We start from the raw sequence: 18,809 nt of genomic DNA on the forward strand, positions 1-18,809 counted from the left end.
ATTCCCGGCAAGAAAATCCATTTAGGGTTTAACAATTAAAGTATGCAGAATGAATCTGTTAATTAATTTCATCAGGTGAGAATGATACTTTTAATTATCACATCATTAACACATAAAACATTAATTAAACATTAAGAGGGTTAATTATTGCCGAATGGCATTACCTATCCATAAGCGGAATAAATGTTGAGCCACATCAAGAGAGGCTCAATTTATTATGCAAAACAACATTCGATCACATTTTAAGTATTGATGATAGAAACCATTCTCATTATCATTGTACTGTTGGTTATTTAATCTTTCCTTCGTTGGCTAATCATCTGGTCTCATGCCCTCCGCTCTGCGCACCGCATGAGGTAAACATCCAGTTAGCGAGAAACAAAGTAGGCTCCTATGCAATTTACTCCAGACACTGCGTGGAAAATTACCGGTTTTGCCCGTGAAATCAGTCCGGCGTACCGTCAAAAACTGCTTTCTCTTGGCATGCTGCCCGGCTCCTCTTTTAATGTGGTGCGCGTTGCACCCTTAGGCGACCCTATTCATATCGAAACGCGTCGTGTTAGCCTGGTATTGCGTAAAAAAGATCTGGCCTTATTAGAAGTGGAAGCGGTTTCCTGTTAATACAGTGAGTCTATAAAAATGAAAAAATTAACCATTGGTTTAATTGGCAATCCAAATTCCGGCAAGACAACCTTATTTAACCAGCTCACCGGTGCGCGTCAACGCGTGGGCAACTGGGCTGGCGTTACCGTCGAACGTAAAGAGGGTCAGTTCTCCACGACCGATAACCAAGTCACGCTGGTCGATTTACCCGGTACTTATTCGCTGACCACCATTTCGTCGCAAACCTCACTTGATGAGCAAATTGCCTGTCATTACATTCTGAGCGGCGACGCTGACCTGCTCATCAACGTGGTCGACGCCTCAAACCTTGAGCGCAATCTCTACCTGACGTTACAACTGCTTGAATTAGGCATTCCCTGCATTGTGGCGCTCAACATGCTGGATATTGCTGAAAAACAGCAGATCCGTATTGATATTGATGCCCTGTCCGCACGCCTTGGCTGCCCTGTCGTCCCGCTGGTCTCTACACGGGGTCGCGGGATTGAAGCACTGAAATTAGCCATCGACCGTCATCAGGCCAATGACAGCGTTGAACTGGTGCATTATGCCCAGCCGCTGTTACGTGAAGCCAATACACTGGCAGAGGCCATGTCATCGGAGATGCCGCTGCAACAGCGTCGCTGGCTCGGCCTGCAGATGCTGGAAGGCGATATCTATAGCCGCGCATATGCCGGTGACGCAGCCCAAAGTCTGGATGCCTCAATAGCGCGTTTAAGCGAAACGATGGAAGATCCGGCGCTGCATATCGCCGACGCGCGTTACCAGTGCATTGCCGCCATCTGCGACGTGGTGAGCAATACGCTGACGGCAGAACCCAGCCGTTTCACCACGGCGGTGGATAAAATCATCCTTAACCGCTTCCTCGGCCTGCCGATTTTCCTGTTCGTTATGTACCTGATGTTCCTGCTCGCCATTAACATCGGCGGTGCGTTACAGCCGCTGTTTGATGTCGGCTCGGTCGCGCTGTTTGTGCATGGCATCCAGTGGATTGGCTACACCCTTCACTTCCCGGAGTGGTTAACTATCTTCCTGGCGCAGGGTCTTGGCGGTGGGATCAACACCGTTCTGCCGCTGGTGCCGCAGATTGGGATGATGTACTTGTTCCTCTCCTTCCTTGAAGACTCCGGTTACATGGCGCGCGCAGCGTTTGTGATGGACCGGTTGATGCAAGCGCTGGGACTACCGGGTAAATCTTTCGTGCCGCTGATTGTAGGCTTTGGTTGCAACGTCCCTTCGGTGATGGGCGCGCGTACCCTGGATGCGCCGCGTGAACGCCTGATGACCATCATGATGGCGCCGTTTATGTCCTGTGGCGCACGGCTGGCGATTTTTGCGGTCTTTGCGGCTGCATTCTTTGGTCAGAATGGCGCGCTGGCGGTCTTCTCACTCTATGTGCTCGGTATTGTGATGGCGGTATTGACCGGTCTGATGCTCAAACACACCATCATGCGTGGCGAAGCCTCTCCGTTTGTGATGGAACTGCCGGTCTACCATGTTCCGCACATCAAGAGTCTGGTCATTCAAACCTGGCAGCGTCTGAAAGGCTTCGTCCTGCGCGCTGGTAAAGTGATCATCATCGTCAGTATTTTCCTCAGCGCATTTAACAGCTTCTCCCTGAACGGGAAAATCGTCGATAACATCAACGACTCCGCTCTTGCTTCCGTAAGCCGCGTGATCACCCCTATCTTTAAACCGATTGGTGTTCATGAAGATAACTGGCAGGCAACAGTAGGCCTGTTTACCGGTGCAATGGCGAAAGAGGTCGTGGTCGGTACGCTCAACACGCTCTACACCGCAGAAAACATCCAGGAAGAAGAGTTCAACCCCGCAGAGTTCCACCTCGGTAATGAGTTGATGGGCGCGGTAGACGAAACCTGGCAGAGCCTGAAAGATACCTTCAGCCTCAGCGTACTGGCGAACCCGATTGAAGCCAGCAAAGGCGACGGCGAAATGGCGACAGGCGCAATGGGCGTGATGGGTGCCAAATTTGGTAGTGCGGCAGCCGCCTATAGCTATCTGATTTTCGTCCTGCTGTATGTACCGTGCATCTCGGTGATGGGCGCTATCGCCCGTGAATCCAGCCGTGGCTGGATGGGCTTCTCCATTCTGTGGGGTCTGAACATCGCCTATTCGCTGTCGACGGTGTTTTATCAGGTGGCCAGCTACAGCCAGCACCCGACCTACAGTCTGGTCTGCATTCTGGCTGTCATCCTGTTCAACATTGTGGTTCTGGGTCTGTTGCGTCGCGCCCGTAGCCGCGTGGATATCGAATTGCTGGCTACGCGTAAAACGGCAAGTTCCTGCTGCGCCAGTTCAACGGGCGACTGCCACTAAGGCTGCGAATAATGGCTTCACTTATTCAGGTTCGTGATTTACTGGCACTGCGGGGACGGATGGAGGCTAAGCAAATTAGCCACACACTTAATACCCCGCAACCCATGATTGATGCGATGCTGAGTCAGTTGGAGAACATGGGTAAAGCCGTGCGTATTCAGGAGGACGCCGACGGGTGCCTCTCCGGAAGTTGTAAGAGCTGCCCGGAGGGGAAAGCGTGCCTCCGGGAGTGGTGGGCGTTACGATAGTTCACCGCACAAGGCCCGGCGAAAATCACATCGCCGGGCAACACGTTGCTGTTACAGTTTATCTTTCAACGCTATCAGCGCCTGACAAAACGTATCAGGATGCGAGATAAACGGCGCATGGGCCGCTTTCGCAAATATCAATGATTCACTCTCCGGCCATAACGCGTCCAGCATCGGCACCACTTTTCGCGGCACCAGGCCATCCAGATAACCGTACAGGCGCAAAAACGGTATGGTCAGCTCTTTTAGCGGCTCACGGAGATCGACGGTTTTGAGGATTTCCAGACCGCCGTTCAGTACCTCGACTTCCGGCATGGGCAGCGCCAGTACGGCTTTTTTCAGAGCACGCGCATCCTGACGCGCCGTCTCCGTTCCCAGCGTTTGTAACGCCAGAAAACGCTCCACCGTCCGCTGGAAGTCTTCACTCAGTTGCTGTTGAAAACCGGCTAAAATTTCCGGTTTGATACCCGGCCACTCTTCATGAGCGCTAAAACGTGGCGATGATGCCACGGTGACCAACGCCTGAACACGTTCAGGATGCGTTAACGCCACCTGGCTGGCGACCAGTCCTCCCAGACTCCAGCCGAGCCAAACCGCTTTATCCGGCGCCTGTTTCAGCACGCATTCCGCCATCGCCTCGAGGGTCATCGCGCCAAATCCCTGACTCCGGCCAAACCCCGGTAAGTCAACGAGATGAAGGGTGAAATGCGAAGCCAGTTCCGCACTTATGCAATTCCAGACTTCTGCATTCAAACCCCATCCGTGCAGCAGCACAAGATGACAATTTCCCTGACCTTCGGTCTGCCACCAGATGTCATTCATCAGTTACTGTTCTCTTTTAGCTAACAAGGATGATCATATGCTAACAGTACCGGGTTTATGCTGGCTATGCCGAATGCCGCTGGCGCTCGGTCATTGGGGAATTTGTTCAGTATGCGCGCACTCGGTACGCTGCCGCGTTTGCCTGTGCCCACAATGCGGTTTACCGGCCACACACGCCACTCTCCCCTGTGGACGCTGTCTGCAAAAATCGCCGCCCTGGCAACGACTGGTCACCGTTAGCGACTATGCACCGCCGCTGAGTTCGCTTATCCACCAGCTTAAATTTTCCCGCCGCTGTGAAGTTGCCGTCGCCCTTTCGCGACTGCTATTGCAGGAAGTATTACTGGCGCGCCGCGCCACTGGCCTACGGTTACCTGACCGGATAGTCAGCGTGCCGCTTTGGCAGCGCCGTCACTGGCGCAGGGGATTTAATCAAAGCGATCTCTTGTGCCGCCCGTTGGCGCGCTGGCTGGGATGCGCCTGGGATAGCCATTCCGTGACGCGGGTTCGGGCAACGGCCACACAGCACCATCTCAGCGCCAGATTACGCAAACATAACCTGAAAAACGCATTCCGCCTTGAATTGCCGGTGCAGGGACTCCATATGGTTATTGTGGATGATGTCGTCACTACCGGAAGTACCGTCGCGGAGATTGCGCAGCTGCTTTTACGCAACGGCGCAGCGACTGTCCAGGTATGGTGCCTGTGTCGAACCTTGTAGAGCCTCGATGATGGGCGTATTATAACCAACTAAAATAGTCAACTATTAGGCCATTACTATGATCCATATTTCCGAGGCTGCACAAGCGCACTTTGCCAAACTGCTGGCAAATCAGGAAGAAGGGACACAAATCCGCGTATTTGTGATCAATCCCGGTACGCCTAACGCTGAGTGTGGCGTTTCTTATTGTCCGCCGGACGCCGTGGAAGCAACCGACACCGCCATCAAATTTGACCTGCTCACTGCCTATGTCGATGAGCTGAGTGCTCCGTATCTGGAGGATGCCGAAATTGATTTTGTGACCGACCAGTTAGGCTCTCAACTGACGCTGAAAGCGCCAAACGCGAAAATGCGTAAAGTTGCTGATGATGCGCCGCTGATGGAACGTGTGGAATACGCGATCCAGTCACAAATCAACCCACAGCTGGCGGGCCACGGTGGTCGCGTAACGCTGATGGAGATCACTGATGAAGGCTACGCCATTCTGCAGTTTGGCGGCGGCTGTAACGGCTGTTCTATGGTTGATGTCACCCTGAAAGAAGGCATCGAAAAACAGCTGCTGAATGAGTTCCCTGAACTGAAAGGCGTTCGCGACCTGACCGAACACCAGCGAGGCGAGCACTCTTACTACTAAGTGCCGACTCTTGCCCGGTGACGCACCATGCTCACCGGGCCTCTATTTTTGCCTTCTCTTTCCTGCAAAATCCCACCCCATAATATGACCTGCATCCCATTATTTAAATTTTGCCTGCCTGGGTGATTCTCAACTCATACATGTTACCCGTATCATTCGTATGGGCACCTAACCACCCCATAACAGCCGACTAAACTAAAGAGTTTCGAAGGCACTCAGTACTGGTGCCGCTGCGGTTCTGTTCCCTGTTGGGAAAACCGGATTTTGTCATCTAAACACTGACGTTACCCATAACAAAGTAAAGGCCAGGTAAATCATGCCATTAGTCATCGTTGCTATCGGTGTAATCTTGTTACTCCTTCTGATGATCCGCTTCAAAATGAACGGATTTATCGCTCTCGTCCTGGTAGCACTTGCAGTCGGTCTGATGCAAGGAATGCCGTTGGTTAAAGTGATTAGCTCCATCAAGGCTGGTGTTGGTGGAACCCTGGGCAGTCTCGCCCTGATTATGGGTTTCGGCGCCATGTTGGGCAAAATGCTGGCAGATTGTGGCGGCGCGCAGCGTATCGCCACCACGTTGATCGCCAAATTTGGTAAAAAACACATCCAGTGGGCTGTCGTGTTAACGGGCTTCACCGTCGGTTTTGCCCTGTTCTACGAAGTGGGCTTCGTGCTGATGCTGCCACTGGTGTTTACCATTGCGGCGGCAGCGAATATTCCGTTGCTGTTTGTCGGCGTGCCGATGGCGGCCGCGCTTTCCGTGACCCACGGCTTCCTGCCGCCACACCCGGGTCCGACTGCCATTGCGACCATTTTCCATGCTGATATGGGTAAAACCCTGCTGTTCGGCACCATTCTGGCAATCCCGACCGTTATTCTGGCCGGTCCTGTATTTGCTCGCTGCCTGAAAGGTATCGACAAACCAATTCCGGAAGGCCTGTACAGCGCCAAAACCTTTACTGAAGAAGAGATGCCTGGCTTCGGCGTCAGCGTCTGGACTTCTCTGGTGCCGGTGATCCTGATGGCATTCCGCGCCATTGCAGAGATGAGCCTGCCGAAAGGTCACCCTTTCCTGGCTGTCGCAGAATTCCTCGGCGACCCGGTCATGGCGACGCTGATTGCGGTTCTGATTGCGATGTTCACCTTCGGTCTGAACCGTGGTCGCTCCATGGATCAGATTAACGAGACTCTGTCCTCTTCCATCAAAATCATTGCCATGATGCTGTTGATCATCGGTGGTGGCGGTGCGTTCAAGCAGGTTCTGGTGGATAGCGGCGTTGATAAGTACATCGCTTCTATGATGCACGAAACCAATATCTCCCCGATTCTGATGGCGTGGTCTATCGCTGCCGTCCTGCGTATCGCGCTGGGTTCAGCGACTGTTGCCGCCATTACTGCGGGTGGTATCGTAGCACCGTTGATCGCCACCACTGGCGTCAGCCCTGAGCTGATGGTTATTGCCGTCGGTTCTGGTAGCGTGATTTTCTCCCACGTGAACGATCCAGGCTTCTGGCTGTTCAAAGAGTATTTCAACCTGACCATCGGCGAGACCATCAAATCATGGTCAATGCTGGAAACCATTATCTCTGTCTGCGGTCTGGTAGGATGTCTGCTGCTGGGCATGGTGGTTTAACCTCCCAGGTTACGGACAAGAAAAAGCCGGGGATTTCCCCGGCTTTTTCGTTTTTATTTCCGCTTACTCGCCGCTTTTCGCCGCTTATCCAAATCCTTAATCAGCTTGTTCACCTCATCATCGGCAAACATCTTTTCAAGAGGGATAGTCAGTTTACGACGCCAGTTCTTGTACTGTTCGCTGGTTCCCGGAATGTTGACCGGCTCCGCCATATCCAGCCAGTCTTCCGGCTGTAATCCCAGCAGCGCGCTGTTACTGTCGGCAATATAACGCTGCAGACCACGATTGAGCGTCGACGTCATCGACATCAGCGATGCCTTATGCCCTGCGCGTTTTGGCAGGCAGCCATACTTATGCAAGGCATCCAGCAGCCCTTGCTTCGACTGCTCACGGTCCTGATACAACTCACGCAGAACCCCCTCATCCGGATAAAGTCCCAGCGTCTTGCCCAGCGTCAGATCACCGCTGTCCCAATAACCACGCAGCGTAGGAAGGTCATGCGTCGTCGCGACAGCCATTGATTGTTCCGGGTACGCTTTCGGCGCACGGAAGGTCTTCTCATGGTCATTTTCAAAATAGAGAACCTTGTAAGAATAGACGCCACTATTACGCAGTTTGCTGACGATTTCCACCGGTACGGTGCCAAGATCTTCGCCAATCACCATACAGTGATGACGTTGACTTTCCAGCGCCAGAATGGAGAGCAGATCGTCCACCGGATAATGGACGTAGGCGCCGTGATCCGCCGTTTCACCGTAGGGTATCCACCACAAACGCAGCATCGACATCACATGGTCGATACGTAGCGCCCCACAGTTTTGCATATTGGCGCGCAACAGCTCGATAAACGGTTCATAGGCGCGCGCCGTGATAATGTGGGGATCCATTGGCGGCAACCCCCAGTTCTGACCGAGCGGGCCGAGGATATCCGGCGGCGCGCCGACAGAGGCTTTCAGGCAATACAATTCACGGTCACACCAGGTTTCCGCACCGCCTTCTGCGACGCCCACAGCCAGATCACGATACAGGCCAATCGGCATGTCAAATCCCTGACTGGTTTGCCAACAGGCGGCGAACTGGTTATACGCCAGCCACTGCAACCAGAGATAGAAATCCACCTCATCCTGATGCTGTTTGCAGAACTGTTTTACCTGTGGAGAATCCACCGACTGATACGCCTTCGGCCACACCGGCCAGCCCCAGCGCAATGCGTCCTCTTTCACCTGATAAGCATGCAGCGCGTCAAACGCCGCCTGCCAGTACAGGCTTTCGCCTTCCTGTTCGACAAAGTGACGAAACTCAGTCATCTGCTCGTCATCGCGAACCGCGAAACGTTTCCACGCCATACGCAACGCCGTCATTTTCAGCGCCGTCACGGCGGTGTAATCCACCCATTCGGCATCCCGCGCACGTTGCAGCTTCTGTTGCGTTTCCGGCATTTGCCACCAGGCCTGCGCCTCTTCGCTCTGGCGGAAGTCTTCCACCGCATTCACGTCAATGTAGATGACATTCAGCCAGCGGCGCGAAGAAGGGCTGTACGGACTGGCGCTTTCGGGATTCGCCGGATAGAGCGCATGAATGGGATTCAGGCCAATGAATGAACCGCCACGCTTCGCGATATCCACCAGCATGGCTTTCAGATCGCCGAAATCGCCAATCCCCCAGTTCGTACCGGATCGCAGGGTGTAGAGCTGTACACATGCCCCCCACAGTTTTTGGCCTGTCAGCAGCGCCTGAGGTTCATAGCAGCGCTTCGGCGCCACAATAATCCGGCAGTGCGAACGCTGTTCGCCCTGAGTTAATGTCAGCGTGTGATACCCCTCCGGCAGCTTCGCCGGAAGATGAAATGCTTTGCCACCCGTGGCGTGCCCTTTGTGCTGCGCCCCCTCTTCGGTGGTCAGTATCCAGCTAAACTCCCCACTTCCTTCTACCGCCAGCGGCATCTTTTTGCCTGCGGTATAGACCATCACATTGGGCACGGGAGTCACCGCCACCTTCGTGGCGGCGGTGGTGCGATGCATGGCGTCAAGCAAACGCCGTTTGGTTTCGGCGCCAATCGACTGCGGTTTACCGTGGGCATTGATATAATTGGGGCTGATCCCCGCCGCTAACGCGGCATTATCCAGACGTTTGCTTTCCATCGCGTTTCCTTAGCGTTTCGCCTGCCAGATACGGCTCTGATAATCACGGATGGAACGATCCGAGCTAAACATGCCGCAACGCGCCGTGTTCAGAATCGCCGCACGGGTCCAGGCTTCCTGGTCGCGATACAGCACATCGACCTGCTTTTGCGCCTCAACGTAGGCGGTAAAGTCTGCCATCACCAGATACGGATCACCGCCCTGTTTGCCCATGCTGTGCAGCATCTGATCAAACGCGTGTTTATCGCCGCCGCTGTACTTCCCGCTTTCCAGCTCTTTGAGCACCGCATCCAGCACTTTGTCTTTTTTACGCCATTTCACCGGGTCGTAACCTTTGGCTTTCAGCGCTTTCACCTCTTCTACGGTATGACCAAAGATAAAGATGTTTTCATCGCCCACCTTCTCGGCGATTTCGACGTTCGCCCCGTCCAGCGTACCGACGGTCAGCGCACCGTTCAGCGCCAGCTTCATATTACCGGTGCCAGACGCTTCCTTACCGGCCGTCGAGATCTGCTCAGAGATATCCGCCGCCGGGATCAGCATTTCCGCCGCCGAGACACAGTAATCCGGCAGGAAGACCACTTTCAGTTTGTCACCCACGTTCGGATCGTTATTGATAGCTTCCGCCACCTTGTTGATCGCAAAAATAATGTTCTTCGCCAGGTAGTAACCCGGCGCCGCTTTCGCGCCAAACAGGAACACGCGCGGCACACGATCTGCTGTCGGGTTCTCGCGGATCTCTTTGTAGAGCGCCAAAATATGCAGCAGGTTCAGATGCTGGCGTTTGTATTCGTGCAGACGCTTAATCTGGATGTCAAAAATCGCCTGCGGGTTAATTTCAATCCCGGTACGCACTTTCACAAACTCGGCCAGACGGACTTTGTTCGCCTGTTTAATCTCGCGATATGTCTGGCGGAATTTCGCGTCGTCGGCAAATTTCTCCAGGTTGATCAGTTGATCGAGATCGTTCGCCCACTCTTTCTTCAGCGACTTGTCGAGCAGCGCGGCAAGTTGAGGGTTGCACTGTTTGATCCAGCGACGCGGCGTAATGCCGTTAGTCACGTTATGGAATTTGTTCGGCCACAACTGGTGATATTCCGGGAACAGATCTTTCACCACCAGATCCGAGTGCAGCGCTGCCACACCGTTTACCGCAAAGCCGCTCACCACACACATGTTCGCCATGCGCACCTGTTTGTCGTGAACCACTGCCAGCTTCGCCCACACCGCTTTGTCGCCCGGCCAGGTTTTATCCACCAGCGTCTTAAAGCGGTCATTAATCTCTTTGATGATCTGCATATGGCGCGGCAGCAGCGCTTTCACCAGTTTCTCATCCCAGCACTCCAGCGCTTCCGGCATCAGAGTGTGGTTGGTGTAAGCGAAGGTTTTGCTGGTGATCGCCCACGCATCGTCCCAGCTCATCTGGTGCTCGTCGAGCAGTACGCGCAGCAGCTCCGGAATAGCGATAGTCGGGTGAGTGTCGTTCAGTTGAATCACTTCGAAATCGGCCAGCTCATGCAACTTGCGACCGGCCAGGTGATGGCGGCGCAAAATATCAGCCACGGAGCACGCGCACTGGAAGTACTGCTGCATCAAACGCAGCTTTTTGCCTGCGGTGTGGTTGTCATTCGGATACAGCACTTTCGTCAGTTTTTCTGCGTCGATGCCCTGCTGTTCCGCCCGCAGGAAATCGCCATCGTTAAATTTGGTCAGATTAAACGGATGTGCATGGGTCGCCTGCCACAGACGTAGCGGTTGCGCCATCCCATTGCGATAGCCAAGCACGGGCAAATCCCACGCCTGACCGGTGATCACAAAGTCAGGTTCCCAGTGACCGTCTTTGCTCACCTTACCGCCAATACCGACCTGAACATCCAGTGCTTCGTTATGGCGGAACCAGGGGTAGCTGCCGCGATGCCAGTCATCGGGCGCTTCCATTTGCTGCCCATCAGCAAAAGACTGACGGAACAGGCCGTACTGGTAATTCAGGCCATAGCCTGTCGCGGACTGGCCCACGGTAGCCATCGAGTCAAGGAAGCACGCCGCCAGACGCCCCAGACCGCCGTTACCCAGCGCCGGGTCAACTTCTTCTTCCAGCAGGTCGCTCAGGTTGATGTCGTGCGCTTTCAACGCATCGCTCACCTCCTGATACCAGCCCAGGTTAAGCAGGTTGTTACCTGTCAGACGGCCAATCAGAAACTCCATTGAGATGTAGTTAACGTGGCGCTGATTTTTCGCCGGTTTTGCCGCGGGTTGCGCGCTGAGTAACTCAGCCAGTGCGCCGCTAACAGCCTGCCACCATTGACGAGACGTCATCTCTGCAGCCGACAGTAAACCGAAACGCTGCCACTGACGCGTCAGGGCAGCCTGAAATTGCTCTTTATTAAAGGTAGGCTGTGACATAGGAATTCCGGATCCTCAGGTAATAAAACAACGTTATTGCTAGTTTGCCTGGCTCGTTGTTGACCTTCCTCCTCCCACCGGGGATTAGGCGGGGAGGAGTAGTGGGGATGAGCATAAAATTGTGATCGCCACCACTTAACAGTCGTACGATGACTCTTCAAGATGCAGAATGACCGTACAGATCTCTGCAAGCCATACTGTGTTTTACGCATTATTGATGAGAATAAACAGCGGCGATAAAAAATTGTGGAATATCATTTAGAAAGAACATGTAAATACAGAAATAGTTTCTAACCTAAAATATTAGTTCTGACCCATCATTTCTCTATAAATATCGGTTCCCCGCGCAGGAAAAATGCCGATTTTCATTAAAATTTCTGTCGCCTTACGGAGGGTGCAGCATTCTCTGACACCAGCAGAACCAGGCAACAATCCAGTCCCCACGCACATTCAGACGACAAATGAGAGCTTCCAACCAGATATATTAATATTTGTGACATAGTGCAAAATCAGGAGCACAAAAAGTCCGCTTAACTTGCATTAAACCGGTTTCTGTCCGACCTTATATCTATTAATTACGAAGCGCAAAAAAAATCGTTTTTCCCCCATTTCCTCACAGTGAAGTGATTAACTATGTTGATTCCGTCTAAATTAAGTCGTCCGGTTCGACTCGACCATACAGTGGTTCGTGAGCGCCTGTTGGCTAAACTTTCCGGCGCGAACAATTTCAGGTTAGCCCTAATCACAAGTCCTGCTGGTTACGGGAAAACCACGCTCATTTCACAATGGGCGGCCGGAAAAAATGAGCTAGGTTGGTTCTCACTGGATGAAGGTGACAATCAGCAAGAGCGATTTGCCAGCTATCTGATTGCCGCTATCCAGCAAGCTACTGGCGGGCATTGCTCGACCAGTGAAGTGATGGTGCAAAAACGCCAATACGCCAGCCTGACGTCACTTTTTGCCCAGCTGTTCATTGAACTGGCAGAGTGGCATCGCCCGCTGTATCTGGTCATCGACGATTACCATCTCATCTCTAACCCGGTGATCCATGAGTCGATGCGTTTTTTCCTGCGCCATCAGCCTGAAAACCTCACGCTGGTGGTACTGTCGCGCAACTTACCGCAGTTGGGCATCGCGAATCTGCGCGTGCGCGATCAGCTCCTGGAAATAGGCAGTCAGCAATTAGCCTTCAACCACCAGGAAGCCAAACAGTTTTTTGACCGTCGTTTATCCTCCCCGATTGAAGCCGCTGAAAGCAGTCGGATGTGTGATGACGTCGCAGGCTGGGCAACAGCGCTACAGCTTATTGCCCTTTCCGCCCGCCAGAACAATAGTCCTGCTCACCAGTCGGCACGTCGCCTGGCAGGGATCAACGCCAGCCACTTGTCTGATTATCTTGTGGATGAAGTGCTGGACAGCGTCGATGTCGCCACCCGTCACTTCCTGTTAAAAAGCGCCGTGTTACGCTCGATGAACGACGCGCTCATCGCCCGTGTTACGGGTGAAGAAAACGGCCAAATGCGCCTGGAAGAGATTGAGCGCCAGGGCCTGTTCCTGCAACGGATGGATGACACCGGCGAATGGTTTAGCTATCACCCGCTGTTCGGCAACTTTTTACGTCAGCGTTGCCAGTGGGAACTGGCGACCGAACTGCCGGAGATTCACCACGCCGCCGCCGAAAGCTGGATGGCGCAGGGGTTCCCCAGCGAAGCCATTCACCATGCGCTGGCAGCAGGCGACGCGCATATGCTGCGCGACATCCTGCTTAACCATGCGTGGGGACTGTTCAACCACAGTGAACTGGCGTTGCTGGAAGAGTCACTGAAAGCGCTGCCGTGGGAAAGCCTGCTGGAAAATCCCCGGCTGGTGTTGCTGCAAGCCTGGCTGATGCAAAGCCAGCACCGTTACAGCGAGGTCAACACGCTGCTGGCGCGCGCCGAGCAAGAGATCAACGGCGTCATGGACGGGACACTGCACGCGGAGTTTAACGCGTTGCGCGCGCAGGTGGCGATCAACGACGGCAACCCGGATGAAGCAGAGCGGCTGGCAAAACTGGCGCTGGACGAACTGCCGATTGCCTGGTTCTATAGCCGGATTGTCGCCACTTCTGTACACGGTGAAGTTCTGCACTGTAAAGGCGACCTTGCCCGTTCGCTGTCGTTAATGCAGCAAACGGAGCAAATGGCGCGTCACCATGATGTCTGGCACTACGCGCTGTGGAGCCTTATCCAACAAAGTGAAATTCTGTTTGCCCAGGGCTTCCTGCAAGCGGCCTGGGAAACGCAAGAGAAAGCGTTCCAGTTGATCAAAGATCAGCACCTGGAACAGTTGCCAATGCACGAATTCCTGGTGCGTATTCGCGCACAACTCCTGTGGGCGTGGGCGCGTCTGGATGAGGCTGAAGCCTCAGCCCGTAGCGGCATTGATGTGCTCTCCGGCTTCCAGCCACAGCAGCAGTTGCAGTGCCTGGCGCTCCTCGTGCAATGCTCGCTGGCGCGTGGCGATCTGGATAATGCCCGTAGCCAGTTGAACCGGCTGGAAAACCTGCTGGGCAACGGCCAGTATCACAGTGACTGGATCTCCAATGCGGATAAAGTCCGGGTGATTTACTGGCAGATGACGGGCGATAAAAAATCGGCCGCTCACTGGCTGCGACACACGCCAAAACCGGAGGTTGCCAACAACCACTTCCTGCAAAGCCAGTGGCGTAACATCGCCAGGGTGCAGATCCTGTTAGGTGAGTTCGAACCCGCAGAAATTGTGCTGGAAGAGCTGAACGAAAATGCACGTAGTCTGCGTCTGATGAGCGACCTGAACCGCAACCTGCTGCTACTCAATCAACTGTACTGGCAGGCCGGACGTAAAAATGACGCCCAGCGCGTGCTGCTTGAGGCGCTGCAACTGGCGAATCGTACCGGTTTTATCAGCCACTTTGTGATTGAAGGGGAAGCGATGGCGCAACAACTACGCCAACTGCTTCAGCTCAACACGCTGCCGGAACTCGATCAACACCGTGCACAGCGTATCCTGCGAGAGATTAACCAGCATCACCGACATAAATTCGCCCATTTTGACGAGGGTTTTGTTGAGCGTCTGCTCACGCACCCGGATGTGCCGGAGCTGATCCGCACCAGCCCGCTGACACAGCGTGAATGGCAGGTTCTGGGGCTTATCTATTCCGGATACAGCAATGAACAAATCGCAGGCGAGCTGGCGGTTGCCGCCACCACCATCAAAACGCACATTCGCAATCTGTACCAGAAACTTGGCGTCGCACACCGACAGGATGCGGTGCAGCACGCACAACAATTGTTGAAGATGATGGGTTATGGCGTGTAGTTCAGGATCGTGGTGTTGATGCTTATTGGGCCTACGCGTTTGTAGGCCCAACTTTTTAGCACAGTTCCAACTGAATATGGTGCTCGGCAATCACCTGCATCACGCCAGCGGGCGGCATGGTATCGGTATAGACCGCATCGACCAGACTAATGCTGCCCATATTCACCATCGCATTACGACCAAACTTCGAGTGATCCACCACCAGCATGACGTGGCGTGAATTCTCAATGATCGCGCGTTTGGTGCGTACTTCGTGATAATCAAACTCCAGCAATGAGCCATCGCTATCAATACCGCTGATCCCCAGAATGCCAAAGTCGAGGCGGAACTGTGAGATAAAATCGAGTGTTGCTTCGCCAATGATCCCGCCATCACGGCTGCGAAGCTCACCGCCGGCCAGAATAATGCGAAAGTCCTCTTTCACCATCAGCGTGTTCGCCACGTTGAGGTTGTTGGTCACAATACGCAGATTGCTGTGATCCAGCAGCGCATGCGCGACTGCTTCCGGCGTTGTGCCGATGTCGATAAACAGCGTGGAGCCATTCGGTATTTGCGTGGCGACTTTACGCGCGATGCGCTCTTTTTCCGCCGTCTGCGTTGCTTTTCGATCGTGCCACGGCGTGTTCACGGAACTGGAAGGCAGCGCCGCACCACCGTGGTGGCGCAGAATCAGGTTTTGATCGGCCAGATCGTTGAGATCGCGGCGAATCGTCTGCGGGCTGACAGAGAAGTGCTCCACCAACTCTTCGGTGCTGACGTATCCCTGTTTTTTTACCAGTTCAATGATTGCGTCATGTCGTTGTGTTTGTTTCATTCTGATTCCCTGGAATTATGAAATTCGTCCAGCAGGCACAAACGGATAAATAAGATAGCCTGTGGGCGAATTTCTACGTTCGTTTTCGCACATTAACAGTATCAGCCAATGCCATTGCCAAACCTACCGCCAGCCCGGCGATGTGCGCGCCATTCGCCATCGACATCCCAAACACGTCAAACCACCCGGCCACTATCCAAATCAACGCAAAAATAATCAAACCACGCTGCAGGTATATACCACTTTGCGGATCGCGTTCCCCGCGCAGCCAGACATACCCCATCAGCGCGTAAACAACGCCCGAAAGCCCGCCAAACCACGGACCGCTAAATTTCTGCTGCACATAACCGCTCAGCAGTGCGCTGATCACCGTAATAACAACCAGTTTGCCGCTGCCTAAACGCTTTTCGACCGCCCCGCCGAGGTACCACCACCACAGCAGGTTAAAGAGTATGTGCATCAGCGAGAAGTGCATGAATGCATGTGTGAAATAGCGCCAGAACTCAAATTTCAGCGATGGGTCAAACGGCCAGGCCAGCCAAAGCATCACCGTCTGATCGCCCATGATGTTCATCGCGAGAAACACCAGTATACATGCCGCCATGACCAGCCAGGTGACGGGACCTGCCCGTTCACGCAGCGTGGCAATAAAAGGAAAACGGCGGTAGTGGAGCCCGCTGTCGGTATGACCGGACTGCCAGCTCGCCGCCAGATAACGCGGATCGCCCGGATTTTCGAGAAATCGCGCCAGCTCCGCCTGTACGCGTGCGGCCTGAGATTCATCCGCCAGCCAAACGTCGCTTTGGTTATGTTGTTGAATCGTCAGGATAACGCCCTGCGTCGCCATATAATCAACAAATGCCTGCGCCACGCGGGGGTTAGCAAAAGAGGTAATCATCAACATCGTTGCTGTCGCTTCGTCCACACAAAAGAGGACAGTATAAAGGCTTACGAGCCGTATGCCACCTCTGAGGGAAAATGGCGGTGCCAGGCATCAAAACCGCCATCAATACTGTAGACCGCGTCATAGCCTTGCTGGAGCAGATACTGCGCCGCCCCTTTGCTGCTATTTCCGTGGTAGCACATCACCATCACTACGCTATCGAAGTCATGCTCACGCATAAACGTGCCCAGCGAGTCATTGGTCAGATGAAACGCTTGCGGTGCATGTCCCATTGCATAGCTTTGCGGATCACGGATATCGACCAGTACCGCCTTTCCGTGATGCAGTTTCTGGTGGGCTTCTTCAACGTTAATACATTCAAACTGTTCCATAGATTCTCTTTCTTTCATTGCCGATAAGCCATATTACCGCTCAGTGTACGTTCAGACGGCAGGTAAACACCATAATGTTATATGTATCACTCTAAAATGTTTTTTCGATGTTACCAATGGCGCGTTTATTTGCTATTATTTTCGATAACGAACATTTTTGAGCTATAACGAAAGCGCAGAGGACAGCATGGAAACCAAAGATCTGATTGTGATAGGCGGGGGCATTAATGGTGCCGGTATCGCGGCAGACGCCGCTGGACGCGGTTTATCCGTGCTGATGCTGGAAGCGCAGGATTTAGCCTGCGCCACCTCCTCTGCCAGTTCTAAACTCATTCACGGTGGCTTACGCTACCTGGAACACTACGAATTCCGCCTGGTCAGCGAAGCGCTGGCCGAGCGTGAAGTGCTGTTGAAAATGGCGCCGCATATCGCCTTCCCAATGCGTTTTCGTCTACCGCACCGCCCGCACCTGCGTCCGGCGTGGATGATCCGCGTTGGTCTTTTTATGTACGATCACCTGGGCAAACGCACCAGTTTACCCGGTTCAACCGGTTTGCGTTTTGGCGCAGATTCTGTGCTGAAACCTGAGATCGTGCGCGGTTTCGAATATTCTGACTGCTGGGTAGACGATGCGCGACTGGTTCTGGCAAACGCCCAAATGGTGGTTCGCAAAGGGGGAGAAGTGTTAACCCGTACCCGCGCGACCTCCGCCCGCCGCGAAAACGGTCTGTGGATTGTGGAAGCGGAAGACATCGATACCGGTAAAAAATACACCTGGCAGGCGCGGGGTCTGGTCAACGCGACGGGCCCGTGGGTGAAGCAGTTCTTCGACGACGGCATGCATCTGCCTTCACCGTACGGTATCCGCCTGATCAAGGGCAGCCACATCGTGGTGCCACGCGTCCACACTCAGAAGCAGGCTTACATCCTGCAAAATGAAGACAAACGTATTGTGTTTGTGATCCCGTGGATGGATGAGTTCTCGATTATCGGCACCACCGACGTTGAATATAACGGCGACCCGAAAGCGGTGAAAATTGACGAAAGTGAAATCAATTACCTGCTGAAGGTTTACAACGCGCACTTTAAGAAACAACTGGGACGCGACGATATCGTCTGGACTTACTCTGGCGTACGTCCGCTGTGTGATGACGAATCCGATTCGCCGCAGGCCATCACCCGCGACTACACGCTGGATATTCACGACGAAAACGGCAAAGCCCCGCTGCTGTCTGTGTTTGGCGGCAAGCTGACCACCTATCGCAAGCTGGCTGAACACGCGGTGGAAAAACTGGCATCTTACTATCAGGGTATTGGCCCGGCCTGGACCAAAGAGTGCATCCTGCCGGGCGGTGAAATTGGCAATGATCGTGAAGATTACGCAGCAAAACTGCGCCGTCGCTACCCTTTCCTTACGGAATCGCTGGCGCGCCACTACTCACGCACCTACGGCAGTAATACGGAGTGGATCTTGGGTGAAGCAACGTCTGTTGCTGACTTAGGCGAAGATTTCGGTCACGAATTCTACGAAGCGGAACTGAAGTACCTGGTCGAGCATGAGTGGGTACGTCGTGCGGAAGATGCACTGTGGCGTCGTACCAAAGAAGGGATGTGGCTCAACGCCGAACAGCAGTCCCGTATCACCCACTGGCTGGCGGAGTATATGGATAAACGCCAGCTGTCGTTAGCTTCTTAAGACACACGCTATAAAACTGTAGGCCCGGTAAGCGTCATCGCCACCGGGCCTTTTGCCGGATGGCGGCTAACGCCTTATCCGGCCTACAAGCGTGCATAACCGTAGGCCGGGCAAGCGAAGCGCCC

The 18,809-nt window shown here is 53.8% G+C and carries 14 protein-coding genes; 8 read left to right on the forward strand and 6 right to left on the reverse strand.

The genetic code is table 11. The features are described from left to right. Positions 1-393: 393 nt before the first annotated feature. The 3 genes from feoA to feoC are packed head-to-tail and all read left to right on the forward strand — an operon-like array spanning position 394 to position 3,206. Complete coding sequence (gene feoA, locus NNO04_RS06720) at positions 394-621, forward strand: ferrous iron transporter A (protein WP_162380549.1); 228 nt, start codon at positions 394-396, stop codon at positions 619-621. 18 nt (positions 622-639) lie between these two features. After that, a complete protein-coding gene (gene feoB, locus NNO04_RS06725; RefSeq protein WP_271444011.1) occupies positions 640-2,958 on the forward strand; it encodes a Fe(2+) transporter permease subunit FeoB in 2,319 nt (772 codons plus the stop codon). 11 nt (positions 2,959-2,969) lie between these two features. After that, positions 2,970-3,206, forward strand: a complete 237-nt coding sequence (gene feoC, locus NNO04_RS06730) for a [Fe-S]-dependent transcriptional repressor FeoC (RefSeq protein WP_271444012.1) — start codon at positions 2,970-2,972, stop codon at positions 3,204-3,206. Between the two features lie 51 nt (positions 3,207-3,257). On the opposite strand, the gene bioH is transcribed toward feoC, so the two are convergent. Beyond that, positions 3,258-4,028, reverse strand: a complete 771-nt coding sequence (gene bioH, locus NNO04_RS06735; RefSeq protein ID WP_271444013.1) for a pimeloyl-ACP methyl ester esterase BioH — start codon at positions 4,026-4,028, stop codon at positions 3,258-3,260. A gap of 37 nt (positions 4,029-4,065) precedes the next feature. Here bioH and gntX point away from each other — a divergent pair, with 37 nt between their 5' ends. The 3 genes from gntX to gntT all read left to right on the forward strand — a co-directional run bounded on the left by gntX (position 4,066) and on the right by gntT (position 7,016). Next, positions 4,066-4,749, forward strand: coding sequence for a DNA utilization protein GntX (gntX, locus tag NNO04_RS06740; RefSeq protein ID WP_271444014.1), 684 nt, complete (start codon positions 4,066-4,068; stop codon positions 4,747-4,749). A 58-nt stretch (positions 4,750-4,807) separates the two neighbouring features. Beyond that, positions 4,808-5,383, forward strand: a complete 576-nt coding sequence (gene nfuA, locus NNO04_RS06745) for a Fe-S biogenesis protein NfuA (protein ID WP_271444015.1) — start codon at positions 4,808-4,810, stop codon at positions 5,381-5,383. Positions 5,384-5,699: 316 nt separating this feature from the next. Beyond that, entirely contained in the window at positions 5,700-7,016 is a 1,317-nt protein-coding gene (gene gntT, locus NNO04_RS06750) for a gluconate transporter (RefSeq protein ID WP_162383307.1), read from the forward strand. 53 nt (positions 7,017-7,069) lie between these two features. On the opposite strand, the gene malQ is transcribed toward gntT, so the two are convergent. Then, the gene (malQ, locus tag NNO04_RS06755) at positions 7,070-9,157 is read right to left on the reverse strand and encodes a 4-alpha-glucanotransferase (RefSeq protein WP_271444016.1); all 2,088 of its coding nucleotides are present in this window, start codon (positions 9,155-9,157) and stop codon (positions 7,070-7,072) included. A 9-nt stretch (positions 9,158-9,166) separates the two neighbouring features. After that, positions 9,167-11,560 (reverse strand): maltodextrin phosphorylase, encoded by a 2,394-nt coding sequence (gene malP, locus NNO04_RS06760; RefSeq protein WP_271444017.1) that lies wholly within the window; start codon positions 11,558-11,560, stop codon positions 9,167-9,169. 633 nt (positions 11,561-12,193) lie between these two features. On the opposite strand from malP, the gene malT reads away from it, so the two are divergent. Then, complete coding sequence (gene malT, locus NNO04_RS06765; protein ID WP_271444018.1) at positions 12,194-14,899, forward strand: HTH-type transcriptional regulator MalT; 2,706 nt, start codon at positions 12,194-12,196, stop codon at positions 14,897-14,899. Positions 14,900-14,954: 55 nt separating this feature from the next. Here the strand turns inward: malT and NNO04_RS06770 are convergent, their stop codons facing one another. From NNO04_RS06770 to glpE, 3 genes are all read right to left on the reverse strand, one after another. Next, a complete protein-coding gene (locus tag NNO04_RS06770) occupies positions 14,955-15,713 on the reverse strand; it encodes a DeoR/GlpR family transcriptional regulator (protein ID WP_162383311.1) in 759 nt (252 codons plus the stop codon). 73 nt (positions 15,714-15,786) lie between these two features. After that, positions 15,787-16,617, reverse strand: a complete 831-nt coding sequence (glpG, locus tag NNO04_RS06775) for a rhomboid family intramembrane serine protease GlpG (protein ID WP_271444019.1) — start codon at positions 16,615-16,617, stop codon at positions 15,787-15,789. Positions 16,618-16,661: 44 nt separating this feature from the next. Beyond that, on the reverse strand, positions 16,662-16,988 hold the full coding sequence (gene glpE / locus NNO04_RS06780) for a thiosulfate sulfurtransferase GlpE (protein WP_271444020.1): 327 nt from the start codon (positions 16,986-16,988) through the stop codon (positions 16,662-16,664). Positions 16,989-17,175: 187 nt separating this feature from the next. Here glpE and glpD point away from each other — a divergent pair, with 187 nt between their 5' ends. Next, complete coding sequence (gene glpD, locus NNO04_RS06785; RefSeq protein WP_271444021.1) at positions 17,176-18,684, forward strand: glycerol-3-phosphate dehydrogenase; 1,509 nt, start codon at positions 17,176-17,178, stop codon at positions 18,682-18,684. Positions 18,685-18,809: the final 125 nt, after the last annotated feature.

Source organism: Citrobacter sp. Awk 4, assembly GCF_028069725.1.
Lineage (GTDB): Bacteria > Pseudomonadota > Gammaproteobacteria > Enterobacterales > Enterobacteriaceae > Citrobacter_D.

Coding starts and splice junctions, on each gene's coding strand:
- feoA (WP_162380549.1), top strand. CDS start 394: ATGCAATTTACTCCAGACACTGCGTGGAAAATTACCGGTTTTGCCCGT.
- feoB (WP_271444011.1), top strand. CDS start 640: ATGAAAAAATTAACCATTGGTTTAATTGGCAATCCAAATTCCGGCAAG.
- feoC (WP_271444012.1), top strand. CDS start 2,970: ATGGCTTCACTTATTCAGGTTCGTGATTTACTGGCACTGCGGGGACGG.
- bioH (WP_271444013.1), bottom strand. CDS start 4,028: ATGAATGACATCTGGTGGCAGACCGAAGGTCAGGGAAATTGTCATCTT.
- gntX (WP_271444014.1), top strand. CDS start 4,066: ATGCTAACAGTACCGGGTTTATGCTGGCTATGCCGAATGCCGCTGGCG.
- nfuA (WP_271444015.1), top strand. CDS start 4,808: ATGATCCATATTTCCGAGGCTGCACAAGCGCACTTTGCCAAACTGCTG.
- gntT (WP_162383307.1), top strand. CDS start 5,700: ATGCCATTAGTCATCGTTGCTATCGGTGTAATCTTGTTACTCCTTCTG.
- malQ (WP_271444016.1), bottom strand. CDS start 9,157: ATGGAAAGCAAACGTCTGGATAATGCCGCGTTAGCGGCGGGGATCAGC.
- malP (WP_271444017.1), bottom strand. CDS start 11,560: ATGTCACAGCCTACCTTTAATAAAGAGCAATTTCAGGCTGCCCTGACG.
- malT (WP_271444018.1), top strand. CDS start 12,194: ATGTTGATTCCGTCTAAATTAAGTCGTCCGGTTCGACTCGACCATACA.
- NNO04_RS06770 (WP_162383311.1), bottom strand. CDS start 15,713: ATGAAACAAACACAACGACATGACGCAATCATTGAACTGGTAAAAAAA.
- glpG (WP_271444019.1), bottom strand. CDS start 16,617: ATGTTGATGATTACCTCTTTTGCTAACCCCCGCGTGGCGCAGGCATTT.
- glpE (WP_271444020.1), bottom strand. CDS start 16,988: ATGGAACAGTTTGAATGTATTAACGTTGAAGAAGCCCACCAGAAACTG.
- glpD (WP_271444021.1), top strand. CDS start 17,176: ATGGAAACCAAAGATCTGATTGTGATAGGCGGGGGCATTAATGGTGCC.